This is a genomic window from Actinoalloteichus hymeniacidonis (genome assembly GCF_014203365.1).
GTDB lineage: Bacteria > Actinomycetota > Actinomycetes > Mycobacteriales > Pseudonocardiaceae > Actinoalloteichus_A > Actinoalloteichus_A hymeniacidonis.
In genome coordinates, this window is record NZ_JACHIS010000001.1 from 3,970,810 (window position 1) to 3,988,448 (window position 17,639).

Below are 17,639 nucleotides of genomic sequence, written 5' to 3' on the forward strand. Positions count from 1 at the left end.
AGACCGCGTGCCGGGGACCTTCAGAGCATTCGCACCGCGTAGGGTGCGATGCCCCCATAGCGGACCGGGGTGACGCGGACCTGGTTCCCGGAGTATGGAGCCTCGACCATCATTCCGTCGCCTAGATAGAGGGCGACGTGGTGAATTCGCCCGCCGGTCTGCCAGAAGATCATGTCGCCCCGACGCATTTGCGCCAGTGGAACGCGATTCCCCGACTCGTACTGGTATCCGCTGTATTTGGGCAGATCGACCCCGGCTCCGGCGAATGCGAACACCATCAGCCCGGAACAATCGAATCCGACCTTCTGATAATCCCCATGGGCGTCGGCCACTCCGCCGTCTCGCACACCGATGGTCGGTCCGCTCGCCGTACCACCGCCCCAGGAATAGGGCACGCCGAGTTGAGCCATGGCGCGCTCGATGACCACCTCGATGGATCCGGAGGTGGTCGCGGCGTTGTGGACGGGTGCGGGCGCGGACACCTCCGCGTGGATGGCCGTGGCCACCTGTTCGGCTTCCTCCCGCTGCTGTCGCTGCCATTGCTCGAACTGGGCACGTTGCGATTCCAGTCCGTCGACTGCGGAGTGGGCGGCGGAGAGCTCCTCCTCGACGGCGGACCGCTCGGCCTCGACCTCGGTGATCGCCGCCTGTTGCTCCTGTTCGGCGGCGATGGCGGCCTCGAGTGCCTCGTCGGCGGTGGACTTCGCCTGCGCTGCAGCGGCCTCGTCGGTCTCGGCCTCGGCCAATGCGGCCCTGGCCGCCGAGTCCTTGTTGACCTTCTCCGTTCTGGCCCGTTCCAGTTCGTCGAGCAGGTCGACATGGCTGCCGCTGACGGCATCGAGGAGCTGAGCCCGCTCCAGCAGATCGTCCGGACTCTCGGCGCCGAAGTACGCGCTCAGCGAGCCGACCATGGTCCCCTGCTGGTAGCTCGCCGCAGCGAAGTCGTCGAGTTCGGAGCGCACCCGGGCGATCTGCTCCGCGGCCGCGTCGGCCTCGATCTGCGCGGTGGTCGCCGCATCGGCTGCCCGCTGCGCGACCTCCTCGGCCGTCTCGAGGTCGACCAGTGCGCGGTTGGCGTCCTCCATGGCGAGCTCGACCTGGGCGAGAAGCTCGTCGCGGCGAGTACCGAGTTCGGCCATCCGGTTGGTGAGCTCGCCGACCCGGGTCGCCGCGTCCTCGACCCGCGCGTTTCCCCGCTCGATCTGGGCATCGCTTGGCTCGGCGGGCGGTTCGGCGGCGGACGGGGCGCTGCCGATCAGCAGACCGACCACGGTCAGCAGTGCGAGCATCCGGGAGCGAAGTCCGGACCGATTCCCCATTGCCGGTCGATCGACCGGCTGCCGCGCATTCCGTCGTCCGAGCACGACGCCCCCAATTCCTCGCCCACGCTTCTTCGGCCACCGATCGCCCGCCGTCGGCTGACTAGGCCGTTCGGAGCAATCACCGGGACTGTCCCATTAGGTCACTCGAGCTGCTACTCGCCTCGCCCGTGTCTCAGGAACCTTCAGCCACTCGAGGAAAAATCTTCACGGGAAGTGACGAAAATGCGTCGGTTACCGTCCAGTACGCCGTGGTGGCAAAACTTGTGGGTGACAGCTGCCAGAATCCGCGACGTGCAGAATTGGCCGCGCCACCGAGCCCCGATCATTGGGATCGCCGGGATGACGATCGCCGTGATCGGCACCTTCCTCCCCTGGCTGCGGTCGGGATCGGTGTTTCGGGACAGCCATCAGACGCTGGGCGTCCTTCGTAGACTGCTGGAGCCGCCGCCTGCCCTCGACACGATTCTCGGGGCCTGGCCGCTGCTCATTCCCGTGCCTGCGCTCGCCGTTCTGCTCTACGTGATCGGACTGCGCGCCACCGCCGCAGGAGTCGCTTTATTTTTCTCCGTCCTGATGGGAACCGCGACCACCGTCGCGCTCGTCCTAGGACTCAACAGCACCGCATTGATCGGCCTTTCGGGAATCGGCCCGATCACAACCCTCATCGGCTTGGCGCTGACCGTGTTCGGCGCGCTCGACGGGTTGTTCCATCGTGTTCCACAGAAGTCGTAAACGCAGGAGGCATGTCGTGTCCCACCCTGGTTCCGGTCCCTGGCAGCCGGAGAACCAGCAGCCGAATGGACCGGGTTACCCCGGTTCACCTCAAGGCGGCGGTTACCCCATGCCCAACACACCCCACGATGGCCAGCAGTACGGGGCGCCGTTACCCGGCCCGGCGGGCTACGGCCAGCCGCAGCCCGGCCCCTACGGCCAGCTTCCGCCGCAGGCACAGCCGCCGAAGAAGAAGACCGGCCTGGTCATCGGTTCGGTCGTCGCCGTGGTGGCGGTCGCCGCAGCAGCGACCGGCACCTGGTTCGCCTTCAACAACTCCGAGACCGCCGTGGCCGGGGAGGCGACTCCCAGCGACGCGGCGACAAGGCTGCTCACCGCGACCGGCAGCAACGACGTCGTCGGTCTCTTCGACACGCTGGCGCCGGTGGAGGCCCAGCTGAGCAGGGACTACCTCGAGGCCACCGTCAGCGAGCTGACCCGGTTGGAGATCTTCGAGCCGGGCACCGATCCGTCCGCCATCCAGGGTTGGGGAACCACGCTGGAGGGCCTGGAGTTCGACCAGGCGTCCGAGGAGCGGATCAACGATCACCTGGTCATCACTCAGGCGACGGCGGGCACGTTGACGGTGAACTCCGACCTCGCGGAGCTGCCGCTGACCGACAGCTTCGTGGCTGCGGCCTTCCCCGACGGGTTGCCCGAGGGCGAGAACGAGCAGATCGATTTCGCCGAACTCGATGAGCCGCTGCGCATCGCGACCATCCAGGTCGGCGACGACTGGTACCCGAGCCTCTTCTACACGATCGCCGACTACGGTCTGCGCGAGGAGGGCATGACCTGGCCCGAGTCGTCGGTGCAGCCGGTGGGCGCCGACTCGCCGGAGGCCGCCGTCCAGGAGTTCGTGGCCGCTGCGGGCTCCGGTGACGTCGAGAAGCTCGTCGGGATGACCCCGCCCGACGAGATGGGCGTTCTCTACGACCTCGCCCCGCTGTTCCTGGACGAGATCCCCTCGATGACCGACGACCCGAACGGCGTCACGGTCACCGATCTGCAGACCAGCACGCGGGAGTCCAACGGCAGCACGGTCGTGATGTTGGAATCGATCTCCATCGAGGGCAGCGGGCCGCAGGAGCAGGCCACCATCACCATCAACGGCGACTGCATCGACATCGCCGTCTCGGGTGGTCCCACCGACAACATGTGCATCGACGACATCGTCGCGCAGATGGAGATCGCCGCCCAGCAGGAAGGCGCGGCGCTCCCGCCCGAGCTCGCGGCCTTCGCCGAGCGGCTGCTGACCAACGTCCTCGACATCGGTGTCGCCACCGTCGAGGTGGACGGCCGTTGGTACGTCAGCCCGGTGCGCAATGTCGGTGAGATCTTCATGCTGCTGCTGCAGAGCACGGAGCCCGGCGACATCCAGACGCTGATCACGGCCGCCAACGAGACCTACTGATTCCACACCCGCCCCGGCAGGGGCGGACACGGCGGCAATCGGGCCGGAAGCGGATCCTCGCTTCCGGCCCGACGTCGTCTCCGGGGGCGTCTTCTCCGCGACCGCGCGCGGCCTCGATTCCACCGCCCACAATGGGATTCACCGCCGGGACCACACCGAGCTATCACCCCAACGGCGGTTGCCGGTGATCTCCCCACCGTGCCCGTCGAGATCGACCACCCGACTTGAAACCCAATACAGGACAAGCGTACTGTTTGTTCTTGCCGCCGTGTCCGCGACGATCGACGGCCTGCTCGACGAGCGGGGCGCCAGACCAGACCGGGCACGCCATTAGAAGAAGTCGAGCAGCATGGCCCGCGCAGCTGGGCCAGACTTGACGTCATTCCCGAACTGACGTGCGCCGTCGCGAGATGGAGTTGTTGGACGTGACTGCACCTGCTAGCCAGGACAGCTTCGGCGCCCGCGGCACGCTCTCCGTCGGGGACACCTCGTACGAGGTGTTCCGACTGAGTGCGGTCGAGGGCGCGGACCGACTGCCTTACAGCCTGAAGATCCTGTTGGAGAACCTGCTCCGGACCGAGGACGGCCATAACATCACCGCCGACCACGTCCGGGCGCTCGGTTCGTGGGATCCCTCAGCCGAACCCGCCACCGAGATCCAGTTCACCCCGGCCAGGGTGATCATGCAGGACTTCACCGGTGTGCCCTGCGTCGTCGACCTCGCCACCATGCGCGAAGCGGTCACCGGACTGGGCGGCGACCCGTCCAAGGTGAACCCGCTGGCACCTGCGGAGCTGGTGATCGACCACTCGGTCATCGCCGACATCTTCGGCAGGCCGGACGCCTTCGAGCGCAACGTCGACCTCGAGTACGAGCGCAACCGCGAGCGGTACCAGTTCCTGCGCTGGGGCCAGAGCGCGTTCGACGAGTTCAAGGTCGTCCCGCCTGGCACCGGCATCGTGCACCAGGTCAACATCGAACACCTGGCCCGCGTCGTGATGACCAGGCAGGGCGGCGACGGAGGCACCACACTCCAGGCCTACCCGGACACCCTCGTCGGCACCGACAGCCACACCACCATGGTCAACGGCATCGGCGTCCTGGGCTGGGGCGTCGGCGGTATCGAGGCCGAGGCCGCGATGCTGGGTCAGCCGGTGTCGATGCTCATCCCGCGCGTGGTCGGTTTCAAGCTTCACGGCGAGCTGCCCGCAGGCGCGACGGCCACCGACCTGGTGCTGACCATCACCGAGATGCTGCGCGAGCACGGCGTGGTGGGCAAGTTCGTCGAGTTCTACGGTTCGGGCGTGAGCGCCGTGCCGCTGGCCAACCGGGCCACCATCGGCAACATGAGCCCGGAGTTCGGCTCGACCTGCGCGATCTTCCCGGTCGACGAGGAGACCACGAACTACCTCCGGCTCACCGGCCGGTCCGAGCAGCAGGTCGCGCTCGTCGAGGCCTACGCCCGCGAGCAGGGCATGTGGCACGACCCCGAGGCCGAGCCCGCCTACTCGGAGCGGCTCGAACTGGATCTCGCCTCGGTAGTCCCGTCCATCGCAGGCCCCAAGCGCCCGCAGGACCGGATCGACCTGTCCTCGGCCAAGTCCGCGTTCCGCGCGGCCATCGGCGATTACGTCGACGCCGACGAGTCCGTGGTCGATCAGGCCTCGCAGGAGTCCTTCCCCGCTTCCGACGCCCCCACCTACTCGCGCGAGGACGACAACGCGGGCAGGCCCGTGCACTCGGCGGCCAACGGCGCGACCGGTAGGCCGAGCAAGCCCACCCGCGTGACCGTGGACGGCGCCGAGTTCGAGCTCGACCACGGAGCCGTCGCGATCGCCGCGATCACCTCCTGCACCAACACCTCGAACCCGAGCGTGATGATCGGTGCCGCGCTGCTGGCCAAGAAGGCGGTGGAGCGCGGTCTGGCCCGCAAGCCGTGGGTGAAGACGACCCTGGCCCCGGGCTCGAAGGTCGTCATGGACTACTACGAGCGGTCCGGGCTGCTGCCGTACCTGGAGAAGCTCGGCTTCAACCTGGTCGGCTACGGCTGCACCACCTGCATCGGCAACTCCGGCCCCCTGCAGGACGAGATCTCCGAGGCGATCAACGCCGAGGACCTCGCCGTGGTCTCGGTGTTGTCGGGCAACCGGAACTTCGAGGGTCGGATCAACCCCGACGTCAAGATGAACTACCTCGCCAGCCCGCCGCTGGTGGTGGCCTACGCGCTCGCAGGCACCATGGACCTGGACCTGAGCACCGAGCCGCTGGGCACCGACACCGAGGGCAAGCCGGTGTTCCTGTCCGACATCTGGCCCGACGCCGCGGAGGTCCAGGAGGTCATCGGATCGGCGATCTCCTCCCAGGGCTTCACCGAGGGCTACGCCGACGTCTTCGCGGGCGACGAGCGCTGGCGTTCGATGTCGACCCCGGAGGGCAAGACCTTCGAGTGGGACCCGGAGTCGACCTACGTGCGCAAGCCCCCGTACTTCGAGGGCATGACGCAGGAGCCCACCCCGGTGAACGACATCGCGGGTGCCCGCGTGCTGGCGATGCTGGGCGACTCCGTGACCACCGACCACATCTCGCCCGCCGGTGCGATCAAGGCGGACTCCCCCGCGGGCCGCTACCTCAGCGAGCACGGTGTCGAACGTCGGGACTTCAACTCCTACGGTTCCCGCCGCGGCAACCACGAGGTGATGATCCGAGGCACCTTCGCCAACATCCGGCTGCGCAACCTGCTGCTGGACGCGATCGAGCCCGGCGGTGTGCAGGGTGGCTTCACCCGCGACTTCCTCGCCGAGGGCAAGCAGACCACCATCTACGACGCGTCGGTCTCCTACGCCGAGGCGGGCGTGCCGCTGGTCATCCTGGCGGGCAAGGAGTACGGCTCCGGCTCGTCCCGCGACTGGGCGGCGAAGGGCACCAGCCTGCTGGGTGTGCGTGCCGTGATCGCCGAGTCGTTCGAGCGCATCCACCGGTCGAACCTGATCGGCATGGGCGTGCTGCCGCTGCAGTTCCCGGCCGGGCAGAGCGCGAGCTCGTTGGGTCTGGACGGCACGGAGACCTTCGACGTCTCCGGCGTGACCGGGCTGAACGACGGCGGCAAGCCCGCCACGCTGCGGGTGACGGCGGCCAAGCAGGACGGCACCACCGTCGAGTTCGATGCGGTGCTGCGCATCGACACTCCCGGCGAGGCCGACTACTACCGCAACGGCGGCATCATGCAGTACGTGCTGCGCAAGATGCTGCGCAACTGATCCAGAGCTGAATTGTCGGGGCCCGAGCGATCCTCTCGCTCGGGCCCCGAGCTCGTCTCGGGACCACGGCCCGCCGCGCGGGAGCCCGATCGGTCAGTGCCCGGCGTGTCCGTCCTCGTGTAGTCGTTCCATGAGTGCCACCACCGGTTCGGGGGCCACCACGAAGGGCCGCATCATGCCCATGTCCTCGTGCTCCAACAGGTGACAGTGGTACATGTACTGTCCGGTCGCGCCCTCGAAGTGCGCCATGATCGTCACCTCCTCGCCCCTGGCCACCCGGATCGTGTCCTTCCAGCCCTCCTCGTCGGGTAGCAGAACGCCGCCCCGCTCGTATCGGATCGGGGTCACGGTGCCGCCACGGCTCTCGTCGAAACCCGCGACCACCACCGGGTTGCCATCGACGATCTCGGTCTCGTTCACCACGTAGTGATCCCGGGTGATGGCCTGGAACCGCACCAGGTGCAGGTGTATCGGGTGGACCGGCGCGCCCAGGCTCATCAGGTGCCAGTCCTCCCAGTCCCCGTGTCGGACGAACCAGTTCACGGTGTCCTCGAACACCCGGGACAGCCGCCGGTAGGTGACGATCGTCCCGCCGACCTCCTGGATCTGGACGAATCCGTCGTGGACGGTGCTGCCGTCGAACTCCGGGATGTCGTCGACCTGCGGATCCAGCTTGCGCATCTCCCAGAGTTGACCGTGCCCGGTCGGCCCGTTGGCCAGCATCAACATCCGATGCCGTGCCGAGCGGTGTGCACCGGGTAACCGCCGGTAGGAGCTCGACAGGGTGGTCGGCAGCCGGAATCGGTCGCCGCTCGGCCTGCGATCCACCCGGAACTCCATGACCTCGGGGTGGACGGTGTTCGGGTCGGCGTCGACCAGGCGGACCGAGGCGCCGCGCAGCCCACCGAAGTCGATCAGCAGGTCGACTCGTTCCGCGGGCGCCATCGTCAGACCGTCGGGCGGGAGTTCGATCGGCGCGGGCAGCAATCCGGAATCGGTGCCGATCTGCCAGGCCACGCCCGGGATCGGCTCGCCCGAGTCGTCACGCAGTGCGAGTCGATAGGTACGGGCGTTGGCCGAGTTGAGCACGCGGAAGCGGTACCAGCAGGCACGGACCGACAGATGCGGCCAGATCGTCCCGTTCACCACGGTGAAGGGCCCGCTGAAGGCTCGTTCGTCGACCGTCTTGTGCACGAGCCTGCCGCTGAGCGAGCCGTCGTCCTCCGTGTCCAGATTGCGGTCGGCGATCACCAGTGGGACCTCCCGCTCCCCGGCGGGCAGGCGCAGCGCGTCCTCCTCCGCATCGCGGATCAGATAGGTGCCGACCAGGCCGGCGTAGACGTTCCACCTGGTGATCATCATGGCGTGGTCGTGGTACCAGAGCATCGCGGCTGGTTGGTCGTTGCCGTACTCGCACAGCTGACTCTCGCCGGGCAGCACCCCGTTGTGGGCCCAGCCATCGCTGCCCGCGCCGACGACGGCGCCGTGCAGGTGGGTCACCGACCAGGCGGGCAGCCTGGTGACCTCGGGGATCGGGGTGCCGCCGCTGAGACCGGGCACCTCCGATGGCGAGGGCTCCCCCTCGGCGGGAGGCGGTACGTCGACCGCCACCACCGGGAAGGGGCCCTCGATCTCGTTCCGCCATTCGATCCGGACCCCGGATCCCCGCCGTACCTCGATGGTGGGGCCCGGGTAGTGGCCCTCGTAGGCCCACACCGTCGTGGGCGGCAGCTCCGAGTGCAGCCGCACCGACGTCGTCTTCTTCGTCAGGACCAACGACTCGCCGTCGGCGGCCGTCAGGACCGGCGGAACGCGCAAGGGGTCGAGGAACCTCGTCAACTCGGTGGTGGGGACGCGGTCGCCCACCGCTGCGTCGAGCGCGCCCGGCGCCGGAATCCGACCGGCCGCGGAAGCACTGGTGAACCCGGTCTCCGAGGTCGTCGCGGTGAGCGGCGGCCCGCCATCGGGGGCGACCGGGTTCGGGTCCGAGGGCCCCGCCGCAGCCTGTGCGGCGGGGCCCGCCGTGAGCAGCGCCGCCGCAGTCCCGGCGCCGATCCCCATCAGACGTCTTCGCGAGAGCGACGTTGCCCCAGCAGAGTGATCCATCCATGCACCGTATGCACTAACCGGGGCGCGCGACTAGAGCAGAACCGAATGGATACAGAAAAACCTGCGCGGACACTCCGATCCGGGGGCGCCCTTGCCGTGACCTGGCAAGATCAGCTTTCTGATCCACTCACGATGCCATCCTCGTCGCCCGCGCGGCAGCATGGTGGCCGCCACCGTGTCCGTGTAGCTGCTCCATCAAGGTGATCACCTGATCAGGGGCGACCACGAAGGGCCGCATCATGCCCATGTCCTCGTGCTCCAGCAGATGACAGTGGTACATGTACTGCCCGGTCGAACCGGTGAAGTGGGCCAGGATCGACACGAGATCGGCCGAGGCGACCCGGATGGTGTCCTTCCACCCGTGTTCGTCGGGCAGCAGTTGCCCGTCGGCCAGGAATCGAACCGGGGTCGCCGTCCCACCGAGCGCGGAATCGAAACCGCTGATGTCGAACCGGCTGCGCGCAGTGGCCTGGAACCGGACCAGGTGAACGTGGATCGGGTGGGTGGGACCGGTCAGATTCAGGATGTCCCACTGTTCCCAGCTGTCCTGTCGCACGAACCAGTTCACCGTGTCCTCGAAGACCCTGGACATCCGGTGATAGGTGATCACCTCACCATCGGCGCCCTGTACCTGGACGTATCCATCGTGGACGGTGACGCCGTCGAATTCTGGAATGTGATCGTGCTCGGGATCCAGTCGGTGCATCTCCCAGAGTTCCCCGTGCCCGCTGACACCATTGGCCAGCACCAACAGCCGATGCCCGTGCTCATGGCCCGGATCGTCGTGACCGAGCCGGACATAGGAATCGGAGATCTTCGCGGGCAACCGACGGAATTCGTCGGGAACGCGTCGTCGTCCCACCCGGAACTCCATGACCTCGGAATTGCCCGCCGGGTCCGCCGCATTGACCAATCGCAGCTTGCGTCCGGCGAAAGCGGCGAAGTCGATCAGGAGGTCGGCCCGCTCGGCGGGTGCCATCACCAGGCCGGTCTCCGGCACCGGAAGCGGGGTCGGGAGCAGACCGCTGTCGGTACCGATCTGCCAGACCGCGCCATGGACGGGCTCACCGAACTCGTCCTGAAGCGAGAGCGCGTAGGTGCGCGCGTTGGCGGCGTTGAGGACACGGAACCGGTACCAGCGGCGCTCGACGTCCAGGTGCGGCCAGATCGCCCCGTTGACCAGGGTGAACGGCCCGCTGAATGCACGGGCGGCGACGGTCTTGTGCACCAGCTCCCCGGTCAGACCCCCGTCGGCGTCCGCGTCGAGATTGCGGTCGCCGATGATCAGCGGGATCTCCTGGTCGCCGGAGGGGAGGTTGAGCGCGTCCTCCTCCTCGTCACGCAGCAGGTACATCCCGACCAGCCCCGCGTAGACGTTCCAGCGGGTGATCATCATGGCGTGGTCGTGGTACCAGAGCGTCATGGCCGGCTGATCGTTGAGGTACTCGCACAGTTGCGCCTCGCCGGGCAGCGAGCCGTTGTCGGCCCAACCGTCGTTACCGGCCGCGGTGACCGCACCATGCAGGTGGACGACCGTCCACGGCGGCAGTTCGGTGACCTCCTTGATCGGCGTGCCACCCGAGAGCCCGGGAACGGTGGACGGCGAGGGCTCCCCCGGCTCCGGCAGCGGCACGTCCACGGCCGTGACCGGGAAGGCGCCCTCGATCCGGTTGGTCCATGCCACCCGCACCCGCTGTCCCCGACGCACCTCGAAGGTCGGGCCGGGGAAGTGTCCGTCATACGTCCAGACCCGGGTGGGCGGCAGCTCCGAGTGCAGCCGTGCCCAGGCCGCCTGCTGCACCACGGTCACGATCTCGTCCCCCTCCGGCCGCAGCACCGGCGGGATCCGCAGTGGATCGCGGAACTTGGTGAGAGTCCTCGGTCGTCGCTCGGTGGATAAGGCCTCGAGCGTCGGGTCGATCACCAGACCCAGCTCGGCATTTCCTCCGGTACTCGCCACTGTCTCGGTCATTTATTCGTCCCCCCAGATTCCAGTACAACGACGAATACCCGAGCCGCGTTGCAACGGACTTCGGTTCGACATTCGTCACCCCCGTCGAAACAGATCGCTCAACCACGTTCCGGGCAGGCCGAAATAGCCGCTCGACCCATCCGGTAGACGCGAAAGAACACCACAGCAGGGCCGAGGGCACTCGGCGCAAGCTCCTTCGATCACCTACCCGAACAATGCGGGCAGGTTTGGTTAGACCAGCTGACCGCACAGTCAGACAGTCATCTTCGCCACCCCCATGGCGCCCCTCTCCCCCAACGGATTCGAGGTCTGCGCATCACCCCCTGACGCGCGCTTCTCGATCCAGACGCCACCATAGTACAGATTCGCGGAACCGCGCCGGCTTATTAGGACAATCGGTTCACCGGGCGATTACCGCACCCTCCTTGTACGGAACTTCGAATACGTCGTTGGAATACCTTTCACACCCCGTCGGACACATCGGACGTCGTCCACCGCCGCATCCGGGTGCCCGCAGGCTCGTTCCGGGAGTCGGCGGTCGCGACATCCGCCCGCAAGGGGAGAACCGAGGCACGAGATCGCCTGACGCCACAGGAGGGCGACCCGAGAAACGATTACCCACGGTGATCGATCTCGCCGTGTCCGGCTCCATGCACCGCTCGTTCTGGTGATCGCGGGCGAGGCGAGAACGGCTAGGGTTTCGGCGAGGTGAGCGGCATCGAGGCTTCTCGTAGGCAGACCACCGCCCGACTGCGGCTCACCGTCTCCAGACGAACCGCCGCCACTCACTCCCTGCGAGGAAGACATGTCGCACACCACTCGCCCGTACCCCGCCTCAACGGAGCCTGCGAGGCCCTCGCGTGGGGTGTCCCGGTTGGTAGCCGCACTCACGGTCGGCGTGGCGGCGATCGCGCTGACCGCCTGCTCGGAGATGACCGATGCCGTCGACGAGGCCTTAGGCGAACCGACCGGATCCTCCGGTGCGCCCAACGGACCCGATGCGGCGACACAACTCGCCGAACTCACCGTGGCGGCCGAGCAGCCGATGACCGACTACTCCCGGGACGCGTTCCCACACTGGTCCAGCCAGGGCGAGGGCTGCAACACCCGCGAGGTCGTCCTGGAGCGCGACGGAACCGATGTGGTGACCGACGACGAGTGCCGCGCCGAGTCGGGAACCTGGATCAGCGTCTACGACGACGAGGAGTTCACCGACGGCGGCGACCTCGACATCGACCACACCGTCCCGCTCGCGGCGGCGTGGCGCAGCGGCGCAGCCGACTGGGACGAGGAGCGCAGGGAGGCCTTCGCCAACGACCTGGAGGCGCCGCAGCTGCTCGCTGTCTCGGCCTCGTCCAACCGGTCGAAGGGCGACCAGACCCCGGCCGACTGGGTCCCGCCCGCCACGGCGTACCACTGCACCTACGCCTCCGACTGGATCGCGGTGAAGCACGCCTACGAGTTGACCGTCACCGAGGACGAGGTCGCCGCCTTGGAGAAGCTGCTCGCCACCTGCTAATCCGACCCGGCCGAGCCCGGCCCTCGGCGGCGATCCCCGACCACGGTGATCCGTCGCGCCGGGCTACCGGTCGGCCTCGGCCAGACTCACCGCGAACAGCCCGTCGGGATCGGTCCACTGCCGATGCAGCCGGAAGCCCGCCGCACCCAACTCGGCGGTCACGGTCTCCGGTCGGAACTTGGCCGACACCTCGGTACGGAGCTCCTCGCCCTCAGCGAAATCGACGGTCAGTCCCAGGGCCGCGATGCGGACCCGGGACGCCGACTTCGCCCGCAACCGCATCTCGATCCACTCGGCCTCGGCGTCCCAGTGCGCCACGTGTTGGAAGCGCTCGGGATCGAAGTCGGCAGCCAGCTCGCGGTTGAGCACGCGCAGGACATTGCGATTGAACTCGGCCGTGACGCCCTGGGCATCGTCGTAGGCGGCGATCAAGGTCGCCTCGGGCTTCACCAGGTCGGTGCCCAGCAACAACCACTCTCCCGGTTGCAGCGCCTGCCTTGCCTCGGCCAGGAAGGCCGCGCGTTCGGCGGGCAGCAGATTGCCGATGGTGCCGCCGAGGAAGGCCAGCAACCGGCGGCCGCCGCCGGGCAGGGTGTGCAGGTGGCGGGTGAAATCCCCGACGATCCCGTGTACCTCCAGGTCGGGATAGTCGGCAGCGATATCGGCCGCCGATCCGCGCAACGCGGCGGCGGAGACGTCGAAGGGAACGAACCGCCGAAGCGCGCCCTGCTTGCCCATGGCGTCCAGCAGCAGCCTGGTCTTCTCCGCGGCTCCGGAGCCGAGTTCGATCAGTGTGTCAGCCTCCACGATCTCGGCGATGTCGACCGCCGCCCGATTCAAAGCCGCTCGCTCGGCCCTGGTCGGGTAGTACTCCGGCAGCCGGGTGATCGCCTCGAACAGCTCGCTACCCCGCGCGTCGTACAACCACATCGAGGACAAGGTCCGCCGCGCGGCGGTGAGACCCGCGGCGGCTTCGGCACGCAGACTTCGGCCTGCGGCGGCCTCGTCGAGATGAACATCGATGCGCGCAGCGTTCACAGTCTCCCTCTCGATGGCGCCGGGTGAATCGGCGTGATGTCGATCTCGTCGCGGGTGGCGACGAGCAGGCTCGCGTCGGGCACTTCCGTCCATCCCTCGGCGGTGTCCAGCGGTTCGGAGGACACCATGAGGCGGCCGGGTGCGCTCTGCACGAAGAGCGAATGGGTCCAGGTGCTGGCCACCACCGTCGAACCGTCGGTGAGCAACAGGTTCAATCGAGATCCGGGGATCTGCGCTGCGGCGCCGACGAGGTCCCGGACCGCCGAGGCCGGTGGATCGCCCGCGTCGAGCCTGGCACGCAGCCAGGCCCACAGCAACGCGGAGTCCGTCGCGCCCGAGGTGGCGAGTGCGGCGGTGGGCAGCGTCTCGATCAGTCGCGTCGCGCTGTCCGGCCAGCCGGGCAGTAACCCGTTATGGCTGAAGAGCCACCGACCATGGCGGAACGGCGCGCACGCCTCCTCGCTGATCGGCATCCCGACCGTCGCCGAGCGGACGGCGGCCAACGCCGCCCGGGTGCCCACCACGGTGCTCATCTCGGCGAAACCGTGGTCGTTCCAGATCGGCCCGGTTCGTCGGTACAGCAACGGCGCATCGGCCTCGGATCCGACATCGGCTCGTGCCTCGTCCGGCGCGGCCGGGAACCAACCGACACCGAAACCGTCCACGTTGACCGTGCCGCCCTGTCGCATCATCGTCGGCGCCCAGGATTGCCGCTCCAGTGAATTGGCGCCTTCGAAGATCAGGGCGGCCAACGACGTGGCAGGGCCCAGGTAGGCCAGATGACGACACACGCTAGGCCCACTCCCCGGGCGAGACGTCTCGGGCGCAGCGGAATCCGGCGAAGATCTGCCGACGAATCGGGTGGTCCCAGTTGCGGAACGTGGCGCGCCCCATCGAGGTATCGGTGCCGAAGGACCCACCACGCAATACGCGATAACCGCTGTCGAGGAAGACCTCGGAGTACTCCCGGTAGGGGAAGGCCGCGAAATCGGGATAGCCCCGGAAGACCGACGACGTCCATTCCCAGACATCGCCGACCAGCTGATGCACCCCGGCGGGCGTCGCGCCGCGCGGGTAGGCGCCGACCGGGGCGGGTCGCAGGTGCCGTTGGCCCAGATTCGCGTGTTCGGCGGTCGGTTCCGCAGCGCCCCAGGGATAGCGCCGCGAGCGCCCGTCGATCGGATCGTGTCGCGCCGCCTTCTCCCACTCCGCCTCGGTGGGCAGTCGTCTGCCACGCCAGCGGGCATAGGCCTCGGCCTCGTGCGCGCAGACGTGCACGACGGGTTCGTCGGCGGGAACCGGCTCGACGACCCCGAACCGTCGCCGCCACCAGGAACCGTCCGAATCGCTCTCCCAGAACAACGGCGCGCGCAGTTCGGCGCGGGAACGGTGTGCCCAGCCCGTCTCGGTCCACCACTCGCGCCGCCGGTAGCCCCCGGCCTCGATGAACTCCGCGTAGGCCGCATTGGTCACCGGGGTCGTGTCCAGCAGGAACGGCGCGACGAACACGGTGTGCGCGGGACGCTCGTTGTCCAGGGCCCATGGATCGGTGTCGGTGCCCATCGTGAAGGGGCCGCCCGGGATCAGGACCTCGGTGGTCTCGGGAAGGGCGCTCGCCGACGGTGGCGCGGGCGCGTGCAGGACAGGCTCCCCCATCCGGAGTTGGTGCGTGGCCAGCATCGTCTCGGCGTGCTGCTGCTCGTGTTGGGCGATCATGTGGAAGGCGAAGCCTCCCGCCACGAGCCTGCGCCCGCGAAAGCGAGTCCGGTCCAGAACGTCCAGTGCCTTCTCCCGAACTCCGCGCACGTAGGCCCGCGCCTCGTCCGGGCTCAACAGCGGCAACGCGGGTCGATCCGCGCGCGCATGCTGGAAGGCGTCGTAGAGCTCGTCGATGTCGCTGCGCAGCGGCACGAGACCGCCCACATCCCGGACGAGCCACAGCTCCTCCTGATTGCCGATGTGCGCGTAGTCCCAGACCAGTGGAGACATCAACGGCGAGTGCTGCCTGGTCAGGTCCGAGTCGTCGACGCTCTCGGTGAGCGCGATGCTGCGGTGGCGGGCCCTGCCGAGCTCGGCGGCGATCGCCGTGCGCAGTGTCTCCTCACCGCCGATGGCCGGTTCCGTCGTCATATCCCGTCCTCTCCGAGGTCGGCCGTCACTCCCGCCGCACGTCGTTGCGCCGTCTCGACCACCCTGGCGAGCAGGTCGGCGGGTAGGTCCAGCCCGCACAGTGCGGCGCAGGCCAGGTCGATCACCTTGGGCGCCGCTGCCGCCAATACCGGATCGGCCAGTCCGTCCCTGGCCGAGGTGATCCAGCGGTGTGCTGCGGGCCTCGACAGCTCGGCGGCCCGCGCCACCGTCGCGGGCTGCGCGAACAGAGCGATCAGCACCAGGGCGGGCACCGCCCAATCCGCCCCCGGCTGTGCGTCGAGGTAGCGGACCTCGAGGTAGCCGCGCGGCCGCACCGGCGGAAACAGCGTCGTGAGGTGATAGTCGAGATCGTCGATGCCGGGCGGTGGTGAGAGGGATCCCTCGATCCAGTCCGCGAAGCGCATCGGGAGGTCGACGTCCCAGCACTGCCCGGGTCGGCGCACACAGATCGTCGGGGTGTCCAGGACCCGCCGTGCCCACTGTCCGGCGGGGTCCGGGTCGCAACGGCCGGGGCGCACTCGGACGGGATCGGTGGCGAACAGCGACCTCATCCGGGCCGATGCCCACCCACTCGGCGCGCCCGCCGCCTGTCGCGAGTTGGCGAAGGTCGCGATGAGGATCGGCCCGAGCGCGTGCAGGGTGGACCAACGCAGCGGGGCCTCATCGATCTCGCCCGCGTCCAGGCATACCTGCAGACCGGCCGTGCTGCACATCATCGTCTTGCCACCGGGGCCGATCCGGTCGAAGGCCCGTTCCATGGCGTCGTAGCGCGGGGTGTGCAGCAGTCGATTGGCGGGCCGCCACGGATCGATGCCGCGCGTACCCAGCCGCAGATCATGTGCGCCGAGGAGTTCGGTCAACAGCGCGCGGTCCTCGTCGACGACCTCGACGAGACGGCGGATGCCGTGTTGGGGAAGACAGGAGATCTCGACCTGGCCGCCCGGTTCGACGGTGATCATCGAACCGCTGGGCAGCGGGAGATGGGGACTATCCGGGACGAGCATGGTGGGCGCATGGGCACCCAGAGCCGAGGCCAGCGTATCGGCGTCGAGCGGCCGTCGGGGGTCTGCGCGATGGTGCACGGTCCATTCGAGTTCGACACCGGCCAAGGTGGGCGGTCCGTGTTTGAAGCACACCGAGGCGACGTAGGCTTCGGCCTCCACCCGACTCCGGATCCGGGCGGTGTCGATGCTCTCCTCCGACGGCCGGTGGGACAGCGTCATGCAAGCTCACCTCGCACTGCATTCGGAGAACCGACGCTACTCCCGTCTCTCCTGCGGTGCAGGTTTCTCGCCCGTCCGTACCAGTGCCACCCAAGACGTACGTACGTGTTGGATTTTCGCCTGTCGCACTGGGACGATCTCCGGTATGCCACGCGTCACCCAAGATCACCTCGACGCTCGTCGACGACAGATTCTCGACGGCTCGCGGACCTGTTTCACCCGTCACGGGTACGAGGGCGCCACGGTGCGGCGACTCGAGGAGGCGACCGGGCTCTCCCGAGGCGCCATCTTCCATCATTTCCGCGACAAGGAGTCGCTCTTCCTCGCCTTGGCCGAGGACGATGCGCATCGGATGGCCGAGGTGGTCGCGGAACAGGGCCTCGTGCAGGTGATGCGTGATCTCATCGCGGCGCCCGCGGGCTCCGAGGCAGTCGATCACCCCGCCTACTGGCTGGGCACTCGCCTGGAGGTCTCCCGGAGGCTGCGCACCGATCACGAGTTCCGCGCCCGCTGGGCGGAGCGCTCGCAGGAGCTCACCTCGGCGACCCGGGCCCGGCTGTCCCGGCAACGCGCGGCCGGGAAGCTCCGGGACGACGTCGAGGTGGACGTGCTCACCGCCTACCTCGAGTTGGTGCTGGAGGGACTGGTCTCGCACCTGGCCAGAGGGCTCTCCGCCGAGGCGATGGGCCCGGTGCTGGATCTGGTGGAGGACTCGGTCCGCCGACACCGTTCGTCCGACTAGCGGGTCCTCGCCGTGCTCCGAACGGCGTAACGCCTCATCCGGCCCCGACCGGCGTCCCGGCCCGCTGCCCCGAACGGCGGCGGGCGCTGCCACTTCGCCGCGCCTTCGATCAGTCCATCGG

General features: G+C 68.4%; 12 protein-coding genes. 5 read left to right on the forward strand and 7 right to left on the reverse strand.

Annotated features, from left to right (window positions below; translation table 11 throughout):
• Positions 1–20: 20 nt before the first annotated feature.
• Entirely contained in the window at positions 21–1,319 is a 1,299-nt protein-coding gene (locus BKA25_RS16370; protein ID WP_069848571.1) for an NlpC/P60 family protein, read from the reverse strand.
• 342 nt (positions 1,320–1,661) lie between these two features.
• Between BKA25_RS16370 and BKA25_RS16375 the strand changes: the two genes are divergently transcribed.
• From BKA25_RS16375 to acnA, 3 genes are all read left to right on the forward strand, one after another.
• Positions 1,662–2,054 (forward strand): hypothetical protein, encoded by a 393-nt coding sequence (locus BKA25_RS16375; RefSeq protein ID WP_069848569.1) that lies wholly within the window; start codon positions 1,662–1,664, stop codon positions 2,052–2,054.
• A gap of 109 nt (positions 2,055–2,163) precedes the next feature.
• Positions 2,164–3,507 carry a hypothetical protein gene (locus BKA25_RS16380; RefSeq protein ID WP_069848567.1) on the forward strand — a complete coding sequence of 448 codons (1,344 nt, stop codon included), beginning with the start codon at positions 2,164–2,166 and terminating at the stop codon, positions 3,505–3,507.
• A 425-nt stretch (positions 3,508–3,932) separates the two neighbouring features.
• Positions 3,933–6,764, forward strand: coding sequence for an aconitate hydratase AcnA (gene acnA, locus BKA25_RS16385; protein ID WP_069853554.1), 2,832 nt, complete (start codon positions 3,933–3,935; stop codon positions 6,762–6,764).
• A gap of 93 nt (positions 6,765–6,857) precedes the next feature.
• On the opposite strand, the gene BKA25_RS16390 is transcribed toward acnA, so the two are convergent.
• Entirely contained in the window at positions 6,858–8,870 is a 2,013-nt protein-coding gene (locus BKA25_RS16390) for a multicopper oxidase family protein (protein ID WP_236750670.1), read from the reverse strand.
• A 130-nt stretch (positions 8,871–9,000) separates the two neighbouring features.
• On the reverse strand, positions 9,001–10,845 hold the full coding sequence (locus tag BKA25_RS16395) for a multicopper oxidase family protein (protein WP_084642871.1): 1,845 nt from the start codon (positions 10,843–10,845) through the stop codon (positions 9,001–9,003).
• Between the two features lie 874 nt (positions 10,846–11,719).
• Between BKA25_RS16395 and BKA25_RS16400 the strand changes: the two genes are divergently transcribed.
• Positions 11,720–12,364, forward strand: a complete 645-nt coding sequence (locus BKA25_RS16400; protein WP_260331691.1) for an HNH endonuclease family protein — start codon at positions 11,720–11,722, stop codon at positions 12,362–12,364.
• A 63-nt stretch (positions 12,365–12,427) separates the two neighbouring features.
• On the opposite strand, the gene egtD is transcribed toward BKA25_RS16400, so the two are convergent.
• The 4 genes from egtD to egtA are packed head-to-tail and all read right to left on the reverse strand — an operon-like array spanning position 12,428 to position 16,776.
• Positions 12,428–13,402 (reverse strand): L-histidine N(alpha)-methyltransferase, encoded by a 975-nt coding sequence (gene egtD / locus BKA25_RS16405; RefSeq protein WP_069848565.1) that lies wholly within the window; start codon positions 13,400–13,402, stop codon positions 12,428–12,430.
• A complete protein-coding gene (egtC, locus tag BKA25_RS16410) occupies positions 13,399–14,193 on the reverse strand; it encodes an ergothioneine biosynthesis protein EgtC (protein WP_069848563.1) in 795 nt (264 codons plus the stop codon). The genes egtD and egtC overlap by 4 nt, the downstream gene beginning before the upstream one ends.
• A gap of 1 nt (position 14,194) precedes the next feature.
• The gene (gene egtB, locus BKA25_RS16415; RefSeq protein ID WP_069848561.1) at positions 14,195–15,532 is read right to left on the reverse strand and encodes an ergothioneine biosynthesis protein EgtB; all 1,338 of its coding nucleotides are present in this window, start codon (positions 15,530–15,532) and stop codon (positions 14,195–14,197) included.
• The gene (gene egtA, locus BKA25_RS16420) at positions 15,529–16,776 is read right to left on the reverse strand and encodes an ergothioneine biosynthesis glutamate--cysteine ligase EgtA (RefSeq protein ID WP_069848559.1); all 1,248 of its coding nucleotides are present in this window, start codon (positions 16,774–16,776) and stop codon (positions 15,529–15,531) included. The genes egtB and egtA overlap by 4 nt, the downstream gene beginning before the upstream one ends.
• A gap of 145 nt (positions 16,777–16,921) precedes the next feature.
• Between egtA and BKA25_RS16425 the strand changes: the two genes are divergently transcribed.
• Positions 16,922–17,518, forward strand: a complete 597-nt coding sequence (locus BKA25_RS16425; RefSeq protein ID WP_069848557.1) for a TetR/AcrR family transcriptional regulator — start codon at positions 16,922–16,924, stop codon at positions 17,516–17,518.
• Positions 17,519–17,639: the final 121 nt, after the last annotated feature.

Coding starts and splice junctions, on each gene's coding strand:
- BKA25_RS16370 (WP_069848571.1), bottom strand. CDS start 1,319: ATGGGGAATCGGTCCGGACTTCGCTCCCGGATGCTCGCACTGCTGACC.
- egtB (WP_069848561.1), bottom strand. CDS start 15,532: ATGACGACGGAACCGGCCATCGGCGGTGAGGAGACACTGCGCACGGCG.
- BKA25_RS16395 (WP_084642871.1), bottom strand. CDS start 10,845: ATGACCGAGACAGTGGCGAGTACCGGAGGAAATGCCGAGCTGGGTCTG.
- BKA25_RS16390 (WP_236750670.1), bottom strand. CDS start 8,870: ATGGATCACTCTGCTGGGGCAACGTCGCTCTCGCGAAGACGTCTGATG.
- BKA25_RS16380 (WP_069848567.1), top strand. CDS start 2,164: ATGCCCAACACACCCCACGATGGCCAGCAGTACGGGGCGCCGTTACCC.
- egtA (WP_069848559.1), bottom strand. CDS start 16,776: ATGACGCTGTCCCACCGGCCGTCGGAGGAGAGCATCGACACCGCCCGG.
- BKA25_RS16375 (WP_069848569.1), top strand. CDS start 1,662: ATGACGATCGCCGTGATCGGCACCTTCCTCCCCTGGCTGCGGTCGGGA.
- BKA25_RS16425 (WP_069848557.1), top strand. CDS start 16,922: ATGCCACGCGTCACCCAAGATCACCTCGACGCTCGTCGACGACAGATT.